The organism is Roseibium hamelinense (assembly GCF_007830545.1).
In the GTDB taxonomy this organism is placed as follows: Bacteria; Pseudomonadota; Alphaproteobacteria; order Rhizobiales; family Stappiaceae; genus Roseibium; species Roseibium hamelinense.
This window is the reverse complement of the sequence record NZ_VLLF01000011.1, coordinates 147312-165422: the sequence shown is the minus strand read 5'-3', so window position 1 is coordinate 165422 and position 18111 is coordinate 147312. Positions and strand designations below refer to the sequence as shown.

Genomic DNA, 18111 nt, shown 5'->3' with positions numbered 1-18111 from the left:
GCCGAGGGGTGCCACGGCTGGGATTGGGACAGTGTGCTTCCCTATTTCCGGCGCGCTGAAAACAATGAGCGCGGCGAAGATGCCTATCACGGATCAAGCGGGCCTTTGCACGTCTCGGAACCGCAAGAGCCGCGCCCGATGGCCCATGCTTTCGTTGAGGCGGCCAAGTGCCTGCAGGTCCGCGAAAGGCAGGACTTCAATACAGGTGAGAACGAGGGCTGCGGGCTGTATCAGGTCACGCAGTTCCACGATGAGCGCAACGGCGAGCGGTGCTCGGCCGCCGCAGCTTATCTTTTTCCGGTCATGGACCGGCCGAACCTGACCGTCTTCACCTATGCCGATTGCACTGGCCTGACCTTTGAGGGCGCCCGGGTAACGGGGGTAAAATTCCGTCACAAGGGGCAGGAACAGATAGCCCTGGCCGGCCGCGAGGTGCTGCTTTGTGCCGGCGCGCTCAAAACACCTCAAATCCTGCAGCTGTCCGGAATTGGCGACCCGGAAGACTTGAAGCCCCACGGCCTTGAGGTCCGGCACGCCCTGCCAGGTGTTGGCAAAAACCTGCAAGACCATCTGGATTTTTCATTGGCCTATAAGTCACGCGATACCGACTGCGCCGGTCTCGGTTTTATTGGCGCATTGCGCCTTGTCCGGCATCTCTGGCGATGGCGCAAAAATGGTGTCTCGATGGCCGCCTCCACCTTCGTAGAAAGTGGGGCCTTTTTAAAGACGTCGCCGGACCTGGACCGCCCGGATATCCAATTGCATTTCGCCATCGCAGTGATCGAAAACCACGCACGCACACTCCATTATGGCTATGGATTCAGCTGTCATGTCTGCAAGCTGCGGCCCGACAGCCGTGGCACGGTCACGCTGGCAAGCACCGACCCACTTGCCACACCGGCCATAGACCCTGCCTTCCTCAGTGATCCGCGCGATCTGGAAACAATGATCAAGGGCGCCCGCATCACAAGAGACATCCTGGAGGCCGAACCACTCGCCAAGTATCGCCATCGCGAACTTTTCGGCACCGAAAAGGCCCGCACCGACGCGGATTGGGAAGAGCATATCCGCGCGCGGTCCGATACGATCTATCACCCCGTGGGCACCTGCAAGATGGGCACAGACCCTATGGCCGTTGTGGACCCGGCGCTGCGGGTCTATGGCCTTAAGGGTCTGCGCGTGGTTGATGCCTCCATCATGCCAAATCTCATATCCGGCAACACAAACGCTCCGACCATCATGATCGCCGAAAAAGCCGCTGACATGATCAAGGCCGCGTAACGGCGCGGTGTCTTATCTTGTTCAGCTGGACGGACATGGATGGAGTGCAAAGCCGGTGGCGCAAAACTGCCCCGGCTTTTCGCCCCTTTATGCTAAAAGAACATGCGGCCGGAGATCATCCATTCCCCGCGTTGCTGCTGCTGGGGGCTTTGGTGATGAGGACCCAGCTTGTTCCAGCAAGCACGATTTCGGCGAGCAGATAAAAGACAAAGATCGGCTGCGGCCAACCATCGAGAACCAGGCTCAGCAATCGGCCTAACCCGATGCCGGTGACGAACACGAAGACACTCCACAGCGCGGGGATACGAAGCTCAGCCCGCAGGGCACCGGTCAGCCAGAAGACGATCATGCCGAGGTAAAGGCCCATGACAGCCCGCAAGAGGTGCCGCGTGGGTAAATCGGGGTCACTGAGACCGTAGAGCCAAGGCAGGCTCGTCTCGGGCACCGCGCCATAGGTCAATGCAATCGGCACAAGGCCGATGCCCATTGCCACAAGAAACAGCCTCTGCGCCTGATCAATCGACATCAGCTAAGCCCCTTTTGCAGGTTACACAGGCGGATATTTGCCGAACGGTGAAGTCAGCTTGGTTCATCCTTGGCCTTTTTGCTGCGCACAATGCGAAACCCGATATGCGCGGTGCTGAAATCCATCTCCAGGCTTTCGCGGGCAGCTGCACGGTATCTCCGGCAGTAGTCTTCACTGCACAGATACGAACCGCCCTTGATGGTGAACCGCGGCACGGCGGGTGCTAACGGACTATCAGTCCACTCCCAGATGAGAGCGGCGGTGCAAAACTCGACCACGGTAGCGGCGGGATAGTCCTGCTGCGGGCGGCGTAAAAGTCGTCCACCTATTTTCCTTCTGCGAAGACGGCAGGAGGGTTAGGGGATCTATACCGTGGAATTGTATTTGAGGGTCCGTCTTGCGTGCTCCGAAGGGATGACGCAGCGCCAGGCGGCGAAGCATTTCAACATATCGCGCGACACGGTTCGCAAGATGCTGTCGTATTAGACGCCGCCCGGCTATCAGCGCCGGTCGCCGGTGCGCCGTCCGAAGCTTGATCCGTTTGTTCAGATCATCGATCAATGGCTCGATGAGGACGTGAACATGCCGCGCAAGCAGCGCCATACGGCCAAGCGGGTGTTCGACCGGCTGCGAGACGAATGCGGCTTCACCGGCGGCTACACGATCATCAAGGATTACATGCGCGAACGCGCGCAGCGTCGCCAGGAGGTGTTCGTACCGCTGTCGCATCCGCCCGGTCATGCGCAGGCCGATTTCGGCGAAGCCATGGTGGTGATCGGCGGTGTTGAACAGAAGGCACATTTCTTCGTGTTCGATCTTCCTCACAGCGATGGTTGCTATGTGCGGGCCTATCCGGCGGCCGTGGCTGAGGCCTGGGTGGACGGCCACATCCATGCCTTCGCCTTCTTCGGCGGGGTGCCGCAATCGATCGTCTACGACAACGATCGGTGCCTTGTGGCGAAGATCCTGCCCGATGGCACGCGCAAGCGCGCGGCGCTGTTCAGTGGCTTTCTGTCCCACTACCTGGTCCGGGACCGCTATGGCCGTCTGGGCAAAGGCAATGACAAGGGGAGTGTCGAGGGTCTTGTCGGCTATGCCCGGCGCAACTTCATGGTTCCAATCCCGCGGTTTGCGACTTGGGATGAGCTCAATCTCTGGCTGGAAGAGCAATGCCGCAAGCGCCAGGGCGACAGGCTGCGGGGCGAGAGGGAGGCGATTGGGGATCGCTTGCTACGCGATCTGGCCGCCATGCAGCCGTTACCGGCTTCGCCTTTCGATGCCTGCGACCAGGCCAGTGCCCGTGTCACGGCTCAATCTCTGGTGCGTTACAAGACCAACGACTATTCGGTTCCCGTCGCCTATGGCCATCAAGACGTCTGGGTCCGAGGCTATGTCGACGCGGTGGTGATCGGTTGCCGTGGCGACATCATAGCCCGTCATCCCAGGTGCTGGGAGCGGGAAGATGTCGTCTTCGACCCGCTGCATTACCTGCCGCTGATCGAGCGGAAGATAAATGCGTTGGATCAGGCCGCCCCGCTCCAGGGCTGGGACCTGCCGCAAGAATTCGCCACGTTGCGCCGCCTGATGGAAGCGAGAATGGGCAAGCACGGCCGGCGGGAATACGTGCAGGTGCTGCGTCTCATGGAAAGCTTCGAGCTTGCCGATTTGCATGCAGCGGTGAAGCAGGCTCTCCAGCTTGGCGCGATCGGCTTTGACGCCGTCAAGCATCTGATCCTATGCCGGGTGGAACGCCGGCCACCGAGGTTGGACCTGTCCATCTATCCCTACCTGCCGAGGGCGACCGTCGAGAAGACCTCGGCGAAGGCCTATATGCACCTGCTCGGCGGCGCTGAAGCGGAGGACGCGGCGTGAGCACCGAAGCGCCAGATACACCTCCTGGGATCCTGCTTTCCCACCATCTCAAAACCCTCAAGCTGCCGACCTTCCTGCGGGAATATCAGAAGCTGGCCCGGCAATGCGCCACCGAGGGCGTGGATCATACCGGATACCTCGCCCGTCTTGCGGAAAGGGAGATGATCGAGCGGGATCGCCGCAAGGTCGAGCGCCGCATCAAGGCGGCAAAGTTCCCGGTCGTCAAAAGCCTCGACAGCTTCGACTTCGCCGCCATACCGAAGCTCAACAAGATGCAGGTGCTGGAACTGGCCCGTTGTCAATGGATCGAGCGCCGCGAGAACGTCATAGCTCTTGGTCCCAGCGGCACGGGCAAGACGCACATCGCCCTCAGTCTCGGCCTGGCCGCATGCCAGAAGGGCCTGTCCGTGGGCTTCACGACCGCCGCGGCACTGGTCAATGAGATGATGGAGGCCCGCGACGAACGGCGTCTTATACGTTTCCAGAAACAGATGGCCGCCTGCAAGCTGCTTATCATCGACGAACTAGGCTTTGTGCCGCTGTCAAAGACCGGGGCGGAACTGCTGTTCGAGTTGATCTCGCAACGCTACGAACGCGGAGCGACCCTGATCACCAGCAATCTTCCCTTTGACGAATGGACGGAAACCCTCGGATCCGAACGTCTGACCGGCGCGCTGCTCGACCGCGTCACCCACCACGTCAATATTCTCGAGATGAACGGCGACAGCTACCGCCTCGCCCAAAGCCGAGCCCGAAAGGCAGGCTGACCCCCACCCGGAAAATGCCACGCACGCATGAGACCCCCGCTCGGGCTACGCCCTCCCGGCGCTCTCATGCGTGCGCCGCAAGTGGCCGAATTTTACTCCACCCAGTGGCCTGATTTTACTCCGCCGTTGACACCTGCAATCTCGACCTTCACGGGCGGATCGGTGTCGGCATCGCCGAATTCCCCTACCAGCAGCACTGTCCGCAATTCGCTTCCATCGGTCGCGGGCAAGAGCGTGACGCACTGAATCTCACCCGTCTTGCCGGATGCGGTGGTGACCCGAAAATCGCCGGCTTGCATCGTTGCGTGATCGATCTCCGTCGAGAAAATGACCGGCATCCCATCCTAGCGGGGCGCGCCCCAGCAGATCAGGCGGGATAACAACGGCAAGGCGTTGTCGAGCCCGAAGAAAGCCGACAGAAGCTCAGCCGATTGGCCATCAGTCTGCCGAGGCAGTGCCATGTCCGCCGTGGTATCAGTCAGATCTGTGCTGGTCACGTCAGCCAAGACCTGAGGCGCGCCGAGAAAAGCGGCGCAGACGACGAGCGCGGTCAGCTTCCAAAAGACCTGGCCGCGGCTGGGCCCGCTCAAGGCGCCTTCGCTTGCGCCGTCCTCCAATGGAATCCCCGCACTGCCTAACATGACTGCTCCACGCGTTTCCGCTCGCGGGTTGGACCGCAAGTCGTCTGGCGACTTATAGCGTGGATATGTGGAACTACGGACGCTGTTCGGGATCAGCTACGGCCAAAGAACATTCATTTTCGGCCAGAGGCTTCCCGGACATGTGCCTGGTCCCGAAAAGCTTTTGGTGTAAGGCCCGTCCAGCGCTTGAAGCTGCGGGCGAAGTTCGAAGATGAATCAAAGCCAAGGAGGCTCGCGATGCTTTTGATTGGCTGCGCAGTGCCCGACAAAAGCGCCCGTGCCCGCTGCACCCGGGCTTGATCCAAAAGGGAGCGGTAAGAAGTTCCGCACCGATCCAGCTGCCGGCGTAACCCGCGTTCGGAATATCCAAGCTCTTCCGCAATCTCCGAGAGCTGGACCGAAAGGTTCTCTGCGGCCTCAAGGCGGGCCATGACCTGCGCAAGCGGGGTCGTCACCTGCGACACGTCAGCAGCAAACTGCTCGCAAAGCGCCAAAAGCCGCGCATGATTGATCGGATCAGCGCCCGGGAGAGGCCGGGGCAACAGGTCTTTGGGAAACAAAAGCCGGTTTTCTGCAGCCTCAAATTGGACCTGGAACCCGATTTTGGGCGCCACATCGGACCAGCCGTCAGGCTGTTTGACCGTCGTCTCGGCACGGCCCGTCACCTGGTCGCTCCGAAGCATCGCCTTGAGCAGACCGTCAATGGCGACCATCGCGCTGCTGAAGCCAAAATACTCAATGTCGTCAAATGGAAACTTTGATCGCAGACGAATGGCCATCTCGCCAGGCTCAAGACTATTGCCCATATCGATCAGCGTGAAGTCGAATGCCGGGAAGGTCAAAAAGAAGAACCTCTCCAGTACTTTAAGTCCATCTTCGAAGCATGCCGCGTTCATGGCGGTGTAGGACGGAAGGCCAACATATGCAGGTTCGAACTTCAGCGCGAGATGGGCGCCAAGATGCGGGTCGCTTGTTTGTTCGATAGCATTTAGGAAAAACCGGCGCAGCGGTTGAAAGCCGCATCTAAAATGAGGATCTTCCAGCTGCTTTTCGTCAAGTCCGGTATCGGCCAGCAACGCGATTGCCGGATAGCCCTCTTCGCGCAAAGGGCGCAGGACAAAGCCCGGGTAGTTCATCGGCAACGCCGGCTCATCCGGGGTAAACGTTTTCAGCGGCATTCAAGATTGCTCCGTCATCGTCACCGCAATTTTGGCTTTACCGAGTGTATTCGGCAACAAAAAGAAGAGTGATCTTGTGCTGGTAAATCTATCTGAACGGACAAAGGTCATTCGCGTTTGGATAACTTTCCACAATACTGAACGTCCTCACTCAGCTCTTGAGCCCAAAACACCCAAGGAGGCATTTTGGACTGATGGGAATTCGACATTGGCGGCGTGGAAGCCAAACAGATGCACCTAAAACAAGCCGCTAGCTTGTCTAGAAAATCGGGACCACTCCAGAGGTTCGCCGTCAGACATTTTGGACGGTGCCATGCTTGGCATTGCGCCGATACTCGGATGGCGGGACGCCAATCAACCGTTTGAAAGAATGCCGGAAATTCGCTGCGTCGCTGAAGCCAAGCCGATAGGCAATGTCTTCGCTTGTCATGTCAGTTTCGCGCAGATAGCGAATAGCCAACTCGGCCCGGATTGATGAAAAAACTTCGCTGTAGCTGGTGCCCTCAGCGGCGAGGGCGCGACGCAAGGATCTGGGGTGAATGTTCAGCGTCTTGGCCACATCGCCCAGCCGCCGCATATGTCCCAGGTTTTCAACCAATATTCTGCGAACGGCACCTGCCATATCGGAAACCTGCTCGATTTCAAGAAGCATGGTCTCGCAAATCTCACTAACCATCGCGTTCGATCGCGGATCTGCAAAGGGAAGCGGTGCATGCAGATGCGCGGCATCGAATTCGTAGCCATTCTCTGCTTGCCGATAGTCGATCTGGTCACCAAAAAATTCTGAATAGAGGGCGCTATGCTTTGGCCGTCCATACCGCAACATGATTTTCTTGAAGACAAATTGCGGTCCGAGCAAGTCGCGGATGACTTTCTGATGCGCCGCCAAGGCAAATTCGACGGCAAAACGGTAGATCTCGGTGGTTTCGTCGTACCAATGCATCGGGGAGAGACAGCACAGAACGCTGGTTTCGGATTTGGTCATCACTGCCATGCAACAGGGCGTTCCGATCCGAATGTACTTGTTCGTCAAATCGACGACTTCGGCCAGGGTGCGGCTGCTCAGCATCGCGTAGCCATACATACCATAGGACGTTACACAAACCCGCGACCCGGCGTTGAGCGCGATCGCCGGATTTGTCGAAAGGCGCAGCGCGTTACGAATGACGACTTCCAGCTGCCGGTAAGACATCCTGCAATTATGACTAGCAAGTTGCGTTGGCGTTAGGTCGGTGTCCGCTAAGGCATGACGTGCATCAACGCCCTCGGATCGCAACTGTTCGACGATTGCAAACAAGGTGTCGGCTTTGTGAACACGCGCGTTGTATGATGGCGCCGGATTTCGCGCCACCCATGTTATACCGCCCTCTTTTCCCGCGGTCTCTTGACGTCTCCTCATCTTCAGAGTTTAGCACCCCCTGCATTCTCAAAACAATATTTCCTTTCAATTCGCGCCATTCTGTCGTCTGAAATAAAATTGCTGTCATCTCATCTCAATTCAAATCCGCGCAACCCGGGTTACGATGTTCAAAATTACGACCGGTGGCATCCATGCACCGGACGTGAAACCTGCAAGATCCAAAGTTGTTGCCAGGACAATATCGGAAATCCGGATAGAATGAGCTCGATTGGTCTGCCACGCCGCGTCCACGCCCAAGACGAACAACGCTTGTTGCGCCACTTCTTGCAGCTCGACAGCAACGACAGGCGCTATCGGTTTGGATCGCCGGTTTCCGACGGCAACCTGCAGGACTATGTCCAGATGATCGATCTTCAGGACGACACCCTTTTTGCCGTCGAAGACACCAATTTACATTTTGTCGGGGTCGGGCATCTCTCTATGGACGCGGAGCACGCCCATATCGGGGTGTCGGTCTTGCAGGGCTGGCGCGGAAAAGGTGTTGCCAAATCTCTCGTTCGACGTTGCCTTCAACGAGCCCGAAACGCGGATGTGGAGGTCGTGCATATGACGAGGTTGATGGACAACCGGCCAATGGCCGTTCTCGAGAAGAAGCTCGGGTTCGTGACGTTTTCGACAGATGCCGAGACCGAGGCTGAGAAAACCATGTCCGGACTAACCTTGTGCAGCCTGATCGCCGAAGGCCTCGACGATTGGCTGGCGGCAATTGATCACAACCATAAAGTCCAGCACCTGTTCATCCGTAAGTGCTGTGAGGGGTCTGCGCCCGCAACTGAGGCCACCGGTTAACTTCGATGACCAGTAGCATAATTGCCTGCCACAGGCATTTCTGAGCGGTAGCGCTTCGGAGGCGCGCCATACCAGCGACGGAAGGCCTGTGTGAACACACTTTGCTCCGAATAGCCAAGCGCGTCCGACACCTGCGACAGGGGCAGCCGCGTATTTGTCACCAATGACAAGGCCCGGTGGCGGCGCCATTCCTCAACCAATCCGCGGATCGTTGTGCCTTCGGCCCGCAGGCGGCGCTGCATCGTATGCGGGGGCAATTGCAACGTTTCGGCGACGGTCTCTAGCGTGCAATTGCCTTGCTCCATACGCTGCGCCACGGCTTGGCGGGCCATCTCGACAATATTGCCTGCCGCTTCCGTCCGTAACTTGGTCAGGTATCGACGGATCGGCATTTGTTGAAACTGATCGGCATAGGCAAGCGGCCGGTCCAGCAGTCCGGCGTCGAAACTGAGCGCGTTGCGCTCCGCCTCATAGCGGACCGGACATTGGAAATAGCTCGAGACCGCGGCAGCCGATGGTCCCTTTTCGTGCCCGAAGGAGGCTTCGACCAGATCAATGTCCCGCTCCACAAGTGTGTTGAGGACAGATTTCGCTTGGGCCACTACGAGCTCGGTGTTGCAGCGGTCCTGGGGGGCATCGTCGCGCTGGACCAGAATGACGGAGGCCGTACCGCCGGTTTCTTCCAGCGCCACAAACGTTGCATTGGAGTAGATCACCAGATTGGCAATGATTGCGTCGATGGCGCCACGCACCGTTTTCTCGGAGCGTGTGACAAGAGCCACGGGCCCGAGAAAATCAATTTCCTGCTGCTTGGCAAGCCGCAAACCGATATCCGGCATGTCCCATTGCCGTGCGCAGAGCCGCAGCAAGCTGCAGAACCCGCTATATTCGACCCGCATTTCGGGATTGAACAGCGCTTGTGGATCGAGCCCCGCATCCAGCATCAGCGACACGAGATTTGGAGTTTTGCCGCGTGCAATGGCGCTGAGGCCGGTCAGTTTTGTAGCCCGCGCGTAGTAGGGCCCGGTCATCTTGCGCCCCCACTCCGTCCGCTCCCGGCTCCGGTCGATGCTGGGTTAGACAAAGGCACTGTGCCCCGACACATGACGGCCGACGATCAGGCTTTGGATCTCGGCCGTGCCTTCATAGGTGACCAGCGATTCCATGTCGCACAGATGGCGCATGATGTGAAAGTCGAGCGTAATGCCATTGCCGCCCAGCACATCGCGGGCCTTGCGGCACACGTCGCGAGCCTTCACCGTACAATAATACTTGGCAAGGGCAGCCATCGTGTCGGTCATCTTGCCTTCATCGATCAACCGACCCAGCCGGAGGACGTAAAGCTGCATCGACGTCAGATCGCCGAGCATTTCCACGAGGATACGCTGGATCATCTGGTTGCTGGCGATGGGTTTGCCGAACTGGACCCGCCGTTCGGCATAGGTCAATGCGATGTCATAGGCGGCCGTGGCATTGCCGACCGCGGCCCAGGCGACACCGTTGCGTGTTCCTGCGAGCACTTTTGCAACGTCCACAAAGGAGCGGCACTCCTTAAGCCGCGCATCTTCGGACACACGGCAGTTGCTGAGCACGATATCGGCGTTCTGCACGCACCGCAGGGACAACTTGCGCTCGATTTTGGTGGCGCTGTAGCCGGGATTGTCCTTTTCGACCACGAAGGCCTTGACCTGCTTATCGGCCACGTCACGAGCAAAGACGATGATGTAATCGCACCATACTGCATTGCCCGGCCAGCGTTTCAGGCCATTCAGGATCCAGTCATCGCCCTGGCGCTCGGCGGTGGTTTCGAGCGAAACCGAATCCGAGCCATGATCGGGTTCCGTCAAGGCAAAGGCGCCGATCTTTTCAAGCCGGGCCATCTGCGGCAGGTAATGCGCCTTCTGCTCTTCTGAACCCAGCATGTTGATCGATTGCATCGCCAGACCCATGTGCACGCCAATGAAGGTCTGGATGCTGGTGTCATTGCGCGCAAGTTCGGCCACGACCAGCCCGGACCCGACGGCGCTTATCGGGCGGCATCCGTAATCATGCATGTTCCAGTCGCCGATGATGTTGAGGTCGGCGAGTTTTGGCACCAGCTCGAATGGAAACGTGCCTTTTTCCCAATGGTCGTTGATCACTGGCTGGATCTCGGCCTCACCGAACGCCCGAACAGTATAGAGGAGGTCTTGCTCTTCTTCTGTCAGTTGATCTTTCATCAGGAAATAGTCTGTTCCGCGGGCCTTGCCGATATCGCAGGCAAGTTCGGGTGTAAGCCGGTCCGTCATATGGTGCCTCCCATGGTCGTTGCACGAGCTTGTTCGATGCGTCTTCTAGCCTGATTGCAATGGCAATTCGGGCTTCGGCTTCTTTTACATTCGGGCACTTTCTGTCAGCCGCCAGCAGTTCCCAGCGCTCCCAGTTGGCGTGGTGTTAAATGGAGCCATTGCACCCGACAAAAGAAACCCGGATTGCAGCCTGACGCCTGCATCGCGGCAGGCCATTTCACTGGAAGGGAAAGTCTCCTACCGCTTTCACAGGCCAGTCAGTGCGATTTGGCTTTCGGGCATCCCAGATACGCCGTGTGCGTGCTGCGAGGTGCAGTCGATGCCATTTTGTACCCTCATAAGTTTCCTCCCATCCAGCCGCCGTTTTTATTTCTCGCGTGCCAGCATCCGAAAACAATCCATCGAAGAACGGGTGGACGACAAGGTGGGCCGTGACCGGCAAAGGGGTGATATCAGGACATCGGTCGTCGTCAGCGCGCCGCTAACCTTTGGCAGCCAAACATCCCCGAGCCACAGACCGCTGAACACGACCGTTATGGGCTTGCCTTTGCCTCAGGCGGCGAGGGCAAGCCGCCGCGCCGGGCCGCAATTGGTCAATCGAAGCAAGTAAGTTCCTGGCCTCAAATCACCTTTTTCCGGGTCTGGGCGAACCTGTTCGAGCACGTGCCGGTCAATATTCTAGGATCTGACTCTAAGTAAATGCTGTCCCACGGGAGGATAAAAGACAGCGTTCAGTCATCTGAACTCAAATCTCTGTCACGTCATCACAAGAATTCTGTCCGCCCGGCGCCGATGATGGAAATCTGGACTTTACGGTAGTTCAGGTTAGCCAATCCCGGCCATCTTTGGCCCGCCAATGGAGACAAACATGACCAAAACCAGCGAAAAGATCACAAAAGCCATCGTCGAAAACACCGAAGAAGCTGCCACCCGCGGTGATGAGCTGCGACAGGCCGCGGCCGGCGTTGCCTCCGCCGTTTCCGCAGGCAGCAAGGCCTATGCCGTTGGGGTCGGTGAGATCGGTCGCACTATTTTTCGCTTCGGCAAGGAAACGCTCGATGAGGCTATGCAGCACGGAAAGGCGAGCCTGAATGCCAAATCGATGCGCGAGATGGCCGAACTTCAGGTGAGCTTTGCGCAGCACCGTATCGAAACAAGCGCAGCCCATGCGCAGGAAGTCGTCGAGCTCGCCCGCGCCAAGAGCGAAGACGTGATCGAGCCGATCGTCGACTTGGTCAAATCCAAGAAAGCGGCGTGAAAACAGCAGCGCCCGAAGCACAAAGAACGGCTTCGGGCGCCCCGGATTTACAATTTCTTTGGGAGGAGAAACATGAAGCATTGGACCAAGTCTTATGGGGCTGACGTCCCGCAGGAAATCAATCCTGACGTTTACGCATCCATCCCCGACCTTTTTGAACATTCGGTCGCAACCTACGGCGACCATCCAGCATTCACGTGTTTCGGGAAATCGCTAACCTATTCCGAAATCGACGACCTCTCGCGCAGTGTCGCGGCCTATTTGCAAAACAAACTCGGTGTCAGTCACGGTGACCGGGTGGCGCTGATGATGCCCAATGTTCCCGCATTTCTGATCGCAATGCTAGGCATTTTGAGAGCCGGTGCGGTTCAGGTCAACGTCAACCCGCTCTACACGCCGCGCGAACTGGCGCATCAGCTGATCGACGCCGAAGCGGAAACAATGATTATCTTTGGCGGCTCCACACCGGTTCTGGCCGAGATTGCGGCCGAAACGCCAATTCGAAACATCATTGTCGCAGATCTCGGCGATGGATCGGGCCTGCCCATCCCCTCACCGCAGGCGGATGTACGCCTGAATGGCGTCCTCCGCTTTGCCGATGCTTTGGCCGAAGGTGCGGAAATCCAGTTCGCACCGGTCGCATTGACCGGCACCGACCTTGCATTCCTGCAGTACACGGGCGGCACGACTGGCCTCAGCAAAGGCGCGGCACTCAGCCACCGGAACCTTCTGGCCAATATCGAGCAGTACAAGGCCTTCATGCCGGAAGCGCTCGAACCAGGTAAGGAAGTCGTGATCGGAGCCTTGCCGCTCTATCACATTTTCGGGCTGATGCTGACCCTGTCCTATATCTCGGTGGGCGGTCGCAACATCCTGATACCGAACCCGCGTGACATGGATGCGTTTATCAACGCGATCAAGGACGCGAAGTTCTCGATAATGGCTGGGGTCAACACGCTCTTTTCCGGGATGATGATGCATCCCGCTTTCAAAGAGATCGACCTGTCCGGCTACAAGGTCGCCATTGGCGGTGGCGCTGCGGTGCTACCGGCCACATCGGAAAAATGGAAATCCCTCACCGGACATCATATCAAAGAAGGCTATGGCCTGTCGGAAACGTCGCCGGTCCTGTGCATCAATCCGATGTCAATGACGGCGTTTACCGGGTCCTGCGGGCTTCCGGTGCCCTCGACAGAAATAAAGCTGCTGAAGGCAGACGATACAGAGGCCGAACCTGGGGAGGCCGGCGAAATCTGCGCGCGTGGTCCGCAAGTGATGCGCGGCTACTGGAACCGCACGGATGTCAACGCCGACGCATTTACCGACGACGGGTTCTTCCGGACTGGCGACATCGGCGTTTTTGATGAAAGCGGCTTTCTAAGGATTGTCGACCGCAAGAAAGACATGATCATCGTGTCCGGTTTCAACGTCTACCCAAACGAAATTGAGGCCGTCGCCGCTTCGTTGGACGGTGTCGCGGAATGCGCCTGCTTTGGCGTGCCCGACGAAAAGACCGGCGAGGCGGTTGCCCTCTTCGTCGTTGCGATGCCGGGTGTCGAGATCACCGCGGACACTGTGGTGGCGTTTTGCCGTGAAAAGCTTGCCGCCTACAAAACGCCTCGTCACATCCGGCTGGTTACGGAATTGCCAAAATCGAATGTCGGCAAGATCCTGCGCCGCGAATTGCGCAATCAGTTCTGAGGGGGGCGCAAGATGAGTGCTCCCCAAGGGTATTCCGTTGGCACGCTAAAGGAGTTCATCGGCCACGATTTCGGCGCGTCCGAGCCGATCGATGTCGATCAGATCCGCATCAACACCTTTGCCGATGTGACCGGTGATCACCAATGGATCCATGTCGACGTGGCCAAGGCCCGAAAGCACAGCCCTTTTGGCGGGCCGGTCGCACATGGCTTTCTGACCCTTTCACTGATGGCCGCCGCAGTTGCGTCGGCCGGTGTGGTGCCGCCGGACGCCAAGGGCGTCCTGAATTACGGGCTCGAGAAAGTGCGTTTTCTCGCCCCCGTACCCTCGGGCGCAACCGTTCGTGCGCATTTCAAGCTCGCGGATGTAGAAGCCAAGGGCGATGATCGCCAGCTTCTGCGGGTCGAAGCGTCGGTCGCGATCGATGGCAGCGACAAACCGGCACTTGTTGGCGAGTTGCTCGCCATGGTCATTGGCTAGGAGGATGCGATCATGACCGACAAACGTCTTGGATCTGCGACCGAGCTCGCCCGCGCGGCTACACGATTTTACACCGCCGCTCTGCGCGATCCCAAGAGCTTCCTGAGCCATTCGCACGACATCTGGTCGGCAACGATCAAGGGCGCTCTGGGCCAGGCCGAGTTGAGCATTCCCAAGGGCGACAAGCGCTTCAATGATCCGGTATGGACCACGAACCCGGCTTACCGGGCCATGGCGAGCAGTTACCTGGCCTTCACGCAAGGGATCGATGCATGGGTCGATTCGCTGCAGCTCGACGATCGCAACAAGCTTCGGGCCAAGCTTTTAACCAGTGTCGTCGCCGATACGATCTCGCCCACGAACACCGTTCTGGGCAACCCCACCGCTGCCAAGACCACCTTCGACCACGGCGGAAAGAACCTAGTTGCGGGGCTCAAGAATTTCATCGGCGACATGGCCGGAAATGGCGGCCTGCCTGCGATGGTCGACAAGTCGAAATTCACGGTCGGTAAGAACCTCGCCTTGAGTCCCGGCCAAGTCGTCTATCGTGAAGATCATCTTGAGCTCATCCAATACACGCCACAAACTGAGAAGGTGTATTCAAAGCCGATCTTCATCGTGCCGCCGCAAATCAACAAGTACTATGTTTGGGATCTCGCACCGGGCCGGTCGATCGTAGAATATCTTGCCAAGCAGGGTCATCAGGTCTTTGTCGTCGTCTGGCGCAATCCCGATCCATCGCAATCCGACTGGGATTTCAACAGTTATGTAGCGGCGCTTGACCGGGCATCGGAAGTGGCATGTGAGGTGTCAGGCTCTCAATCTCTTCAGGTTGTCGGCGCCTGTTCCGGCGGCATTACCGCAGCCATGCTCCTGTCGCTTTGGGGGGCCAAAAAGATCAAACGCGCCGCCAGCTTTTCGCTCTTTGTCGCGATACTAGAAGTCGACGGAGCCAAGAATACGACGATGGGACTGTTCGCCAACTTCGAGACGCTCGAACTGGCGCGCCTGTTTTCGCGTTCAAAGGGCGTGCTGGCAGGCAAGGACCTCGAACGTGCCTTTGCCTGGTTGCGCCCGAATGATCTGATCTGGGCCTATTGGGTGAACAATTATCTCCTCGGCAACGAGCCCCCGGCCTACGACATTCTCTACTGGAACGCTGACACAACCAACCTTCCTGCCAGCCTGCACAATGATATGTTGCAATTGCTCAACCAAGGCGGTCTCGATGGCGGTGATGGCTGGATCATGGATGGCCACAAAATTTCGCTGCAGAACATCACGTGCGATGCGTTCGTTGTCGGCGGTGAAACCGATCACATCACGCCTTGGGACGGTTGCTATGCGTCTGTTCATGCATTTGGCGGCAAGTCCGAGTTCGTGCTCAGCCAAGCTGGGCATATCCAGTCACTGATCAATCCTCCGGGCAATCCGCGCGCGCGCTTCAAGACCAATCAGGCCGATCATGGGACGCCCGAAGAGTTTTCCGAGACCGCCTCAACACATTCGGGCAGCTGGTGGCCACACTGGAATCACTGGTTGGTTGCGCGAGGCGGCAAGCAGGTTAAAGCGAAACAGGAACTTGGCTCCGCCAAACATCCGCCGCTTGTCGACGCGCCCGGTTTATATGTGCAGTAAGGCCCGGGAAAAGATGACATGAAAGAGACAGTCAATACTGTGACGATTGGTGGACAGGATCTTCGATATGCGATCCTCGGGCCAGACGATGCCGAGCGAAGCTTGCTCGTCTTCAACGGCATCGGAGCCAGTCTGGACAGTGTGTTCCCTTTGGCAAAGCATTTCGCCCGCACGCGAATCGTTACCTTTGACGTGCCAGGCGTGGGCGGATCGCCCACGCCCGTTCTCCCCTACAGGTTCACCGGCCTATCGCGGATGATCGTACGAGCGCTGGACAAACTCGGCTTCGGCAAGGTCGACGTTTTCGGTGTGTCCTGGGGCGGTGCGGCGGCACAGCAATTCGCGCATGACTATCCCGAACGGACACAATCCCTTATCCTTGCGGCAACCTCGGCCGGCTTTGTCATGGTTCCGGGCAACCTCAAGGTTCTGTCGAAGATGGCCACGCCCAAACGCTATCTCAGTCCCGACTACATGGTCGAAGTCGGTCCCGATATATATGGCGGCCAGCTGCGGTTTTCAGATGCCGTATTGCGTGAGCACGCCTCGGCGCTGAAACCGGGAAACAACCGTGGCTACCTGTATCAACTGCTGGCCGGTGTCGGTTGGACCAGTTGGGTCTGGCTGCCTCAGCTCAAGATGCCGGCCATGATTGTTATGGGGGACGACGATCCAATTGTCCCGATCGTCAATGGCCGCATCTTGGCGGAACGCCTGCCGGACGCCAAGCTGGTGACCATGCCCTGCGGCCATCTTTTCATTCTCACCAGCCCGGCCGAGACAGCCGCTTTGATCGAGGACTTCATTTTCGCGCCCGAAGCCGCGAAATGCGCCTAGGTGACGCCGCAGCGGACACAGACATCGAAAAACGGCGGGCTATCCGGCACATACGCCGGGTCGCTACCGGACTTTCGGTATGCCTGGTGGTGGTGTTTACGGCGACCTTCGCCGTGGACGAACCCGGCTTCGGGCTCCTGTTGATCCGCGCAATGGCCGAGGCTGGTTTAATAGGCGCTTTGGCCGACTGGTTTGCGGTAGAGGCGTTATTTCGCCGGCCTTTGGGTCTGCCGATCCCGCACACAGCCCTTCTGCCATCGAACCAACAACGGGCCGCGCGCGGCGTAGCCGAATTCATTCAACGGTACTTTCTGGACAAAACGCTGCTCCGGACCCGGATCCTGGAAAAGTACCCGACACGGCGGGCTGCAATCTGGCTCAGCCGCAAGGACAACAGTAAGAAGGTCGGCGACCTTCTTGTCCGCGCCCTTGGACTGGCCTTGCGCGACGTCGCCGGGCTGCGCCTGAGTGAAGATCTGCGCAATGGCATCCAGGCGACCCTGCGCCGCGTTGTGTCCGGTGAAAAACTGGCAGGCGGCATTGCCGGGCTTGCGGGCGAGGCGATGACCGGCGCGGTGACCGACAGCCTTCTTCTGGTTGTTCGCGACGCCATCGAGCAGAACCGGCAGAAGGTGGTGGCCGTTGTGCGCGACCGCAGCCGATGGTGGATCGCAAGCAGGGTCGATGAAGAAATAGCGGGCCTTCTGGTCAAGGGCGTTCTCTCGGTCATCGACGAACTCACAACCGAAGACACACCCCTTCGGACCGAGTTCGATCAGGCAGTCGCCGGGCTGTTCAACCGGCTTCACCAGGATGGCACCATGGAACGCCTGATCAACCAGGCACGCGACCATGCTTTTGACCGGGGCCTGATCGAATCGCTATTGAACCGATTGGAAGACGAAGCTTTCCAAGAGTTTGGGCAGCGTCTTGCGACCGAACCCGATGGTGTGGCCCAAATGATTGCCGGGGGCCTTCAGGATGCAGCGCGGCGCCTCGCCAAAGACCATGCGGCTTGCGCAGAGATGGATGTGGTCATCGCTGATTCTGCGGCCGATATGGTTGTCTCCGCGCGTCCGGCCATCGCCGGCTATGTCACCGAGGTGATCTCAGAATGGGACAGCGCCGAATTGGTCGACAAGTTCGAAACCGAATTCGGCCGCGACCTGCAATTCATCCGCATCAACGGAGCCATCCTGGGCGCGATCCTGGGTGGCCTGATCTTCCTGCTGACACATATCCCGCATTTTGGATAAACGATGTTCTTCATCCTGAATTGATGCGGTGGATGTAGCCACACTACAGCATCAAATGTGCCGATGTGGTTCCGCAGGACCCAAGCGATGGAGGCATCGCTGTCAAAGACTACCATGAAGCCGATTGATCTTCCCTATTCCCCGTCAGCCACTAGGAGACAAGATGGCGCTATATCCTG

Annotated in this window: 17 protein-coding genes and 1 pseudogene; 10 read left to right on the top strand and 8 right to left on the bottom strand. The window is 58.4% G+C overall.

The features are described from left to right. Positions 1–1281 (top strand): GMC family oxidoreductase (locus JM93_RS19760; protein ID WP_145347052.1); only part of this gene is annotated, 1281 nt, incomplete at its 5' end. A gap of 115 nt (positions 1282–1396) precedes the next feature. On the opposite strand, the gene JM93_RS19755 is transcribed toward JM93_RS19760, so the two are convergent. Both JM93_RS19755 and JM93_RS22210 read right to left on the bottom strand, forming a co-directional pair. Then, positions 1397–1807, bottom strand: coding sequence for a DUF4345 domain-containing protein (locus JM93_RS19755; RefSeq protein WP_145347050.1), 411 nt, complete (start codon positions 1805–1807; stop codon positions 1397–1399). A 53-nt stretch (positions 1808–1860) separates the two neighbouring features. Beyond that, positions 1861–2085: an SUMF1/EgtB/PvdO family nonheme iron enzyme gene (locus JM93_RS22210; RefSeq protein WP_280114750.1), complete on the bottom strand. Its 225-nt coding sequence runs from the start codon at positions 2083–2085 to the stop codon at positions 1861–1863. A 94-nt stretch (positions 2086–2179) separates the two neighbouring features. Here JM93_RS22210 and istA point away from each other — a divergent pair. Next, positions 2180–3679 (top strand): annotated as a pseudogene (gene istA, locus JM93_RS19745) (IS21 family transposase). Then, a complete protein-coding gene (gene istB / locus JM93_RS19740) occupies positions 3676–4446 on the top strand; it encodes an IS21-like element helper ATPase IstB (RefSeq protein ID WP_145347048.1) in 771 nt (256 codons plus the stop codon). The pseudogene istA and the gene istB overlap by 4 nt, the downstream one beginning before the upstream one ends. A 92-nt stretch (positions 4447–4538) precedes the next feature. On the opposite strand, the gene JM93_RS19735 is transcribed toward istB, so the two are convergent. The 4 genes from JM93_RS19735 to JM93_RS19720 form a co-directional block, all read right to left on the bottom strand. After that, the gene (locus JM93_RS19735; protein WP_145347046.1) at positions 4539–4784 is read right to left on the bottom strand and encodes a hypothetical protein; all 246 of its coding nucleotides are present in this window, start codon (positions 4782–4784) and stop codon (positions 4539–4541) included. A 6-nt stretch (positions 4785–4790) separates the two neighbouring features. Beyond that, a complete protein-coding gene (locus JM93_RS19730) occupies positions 4791–5087 on the bottom strand; it encodes a hypothetical protein (protein ID WP_145347045.1) in 297 nt (98 codons plus the stop codon). 113 nt (positions 5088–5200) lie between these two features. Next, entirely contained in the window at positions 5201–6265 is a 1065-nt protein-coding gene (locus JM93_RS19725; protein WP_145347042.1) for an AraC family transcriptional regulator, read from the bottom strand. A gap of 292 nt (positions 6266–6557) precedes the next feature. Further along, positions 6558–7664, bottom strand: a complete 1107-nt coding sequence (locus tag JM93_RS19720) for an AraC family transcriptional regulator (protein WP_145347041.1) — start codon at positions 7662–7664, stop codon at positions 6558–6560. A 219-nt stretch (positions 7665–7883) separates the two neighbouring features. Here JM93_RS19720 and JM93_RS19715 point away from each other — a divergent pair, with 219 nt between their 5' ends. Further along, a complete protein-coding gene (locus tag JM93_RS19715; protein WP_145347039.1) occupies positions 7884–8474 on the top strand; it encodes a GNAT family N-acetyltransferase in 591 nt (196 codons plus the stop codon). On the opposite strand, the gene JM93_RS19710 is transcribed toward JM93_RS19715, so the two are convergent. Then, positions 8471–9505, bottom strand: a complete 1035-nt coding sequence (locus JM93_RS19710; protein ID WP_145347037.1) for an AraC family transcriptional regulator — start codon at positions 9503–9505, stop codon at positions 8471–8473. The genes JM93_RS19715 and JM93_RS19710 overlap by 4 nt on opposite strands. A 45-nt stretch (positions 9506–9550) precedes the next feature. After that, positions 9551–10762, bottom strand: a complete 1212-nt coding sequence (locus tag JM93_RS19705; protein ID WP_145347035.1) for an acyl-CoA dehydrogenase family protein — start codon at positions 10760–10762, stop codon at positions 9551–9553. A gap of 868 nt (positions 10763–11630) precedes the next feature. Here JM93_RS19705 and JM93_RS19700 point away from each other — a divergent pair. The 6 genes from JM93_RS19700 to JM93_RS19675 all read left to right on the top strand — a co-directional run bounded on the left by JM93_RS19700 (position 11631) and on the right by JM93_RS19675 (position 17932). Next, positions 11631–12020, top strand: a complete 390-nt coding sequence (locus JM93_RS19700) for a phasin family protein (protein WP_170230765.1) — start codon at positions 11631–11633, stop codon at positions 12018–12020. 72 nt (positions 12021–12092) lie between these two features. Continuing rightward, positions 12093–13721, top strand: coding sequence for an AMP-binding protein (locus JM93_RS19695; protein WP_145347031.1), 1629 nt, complete (start codon positions 12093–12095; stop codon positions 13719–13721). 12 nt (positions 13722–13733) lie between these two features. Beyond that, the gene (locus tag JM93_RS19690) at positions 13734–14201 is read left to right on the top strand and encodes a MaoC family dehydratase (RefSeq protein ID WP_145347029.1); all 468 of its coding nucleotides are present in this window, start codon (positions 13734–13736) and stop codon (positions 14199–14201) included. 12 nt (positions 14202–14213) lie between these two features. Further along, positions 14214–15839, top strand: a complete 1626-nt coding sequence (locus tag JM93_RS19685) for an alpha/beta fold hydrolase (RefSeq protein WP_145347027.1) — start codon at positions 14214–14216, stop codon at positions 15837–15839. An 18-nt stretch (positions 15840–15857) separates the two neighbouring features. Beyond that, positions 15858–16676 (top strand): poly(3-hydroxyalkanoate) depolymerase, encoded by an 819-nt coding sequence (gene phaZ, locus JM93_RS19680; RefSeq protein WP_145347026.1) that lies wholly within the window; start codon positions 15858–15860, stop codon positions 16674–16676. Beyond that, complete coding sequence (locus JM93_RS19675) at positions 16667–17932, top strand: DUF445 domain-containing protein (RefSeq protein WP_145347024.1); 1266 nt, start codon at positions 16667–16669, stop codon at positions 17930–17932. Before phaZ ends, JM93_RS19675 begins: the two co-directional genes overlap by 10 nt. The last annotated feature ends 179 nt before the right edge of the window (positions 17933–18111 follow it).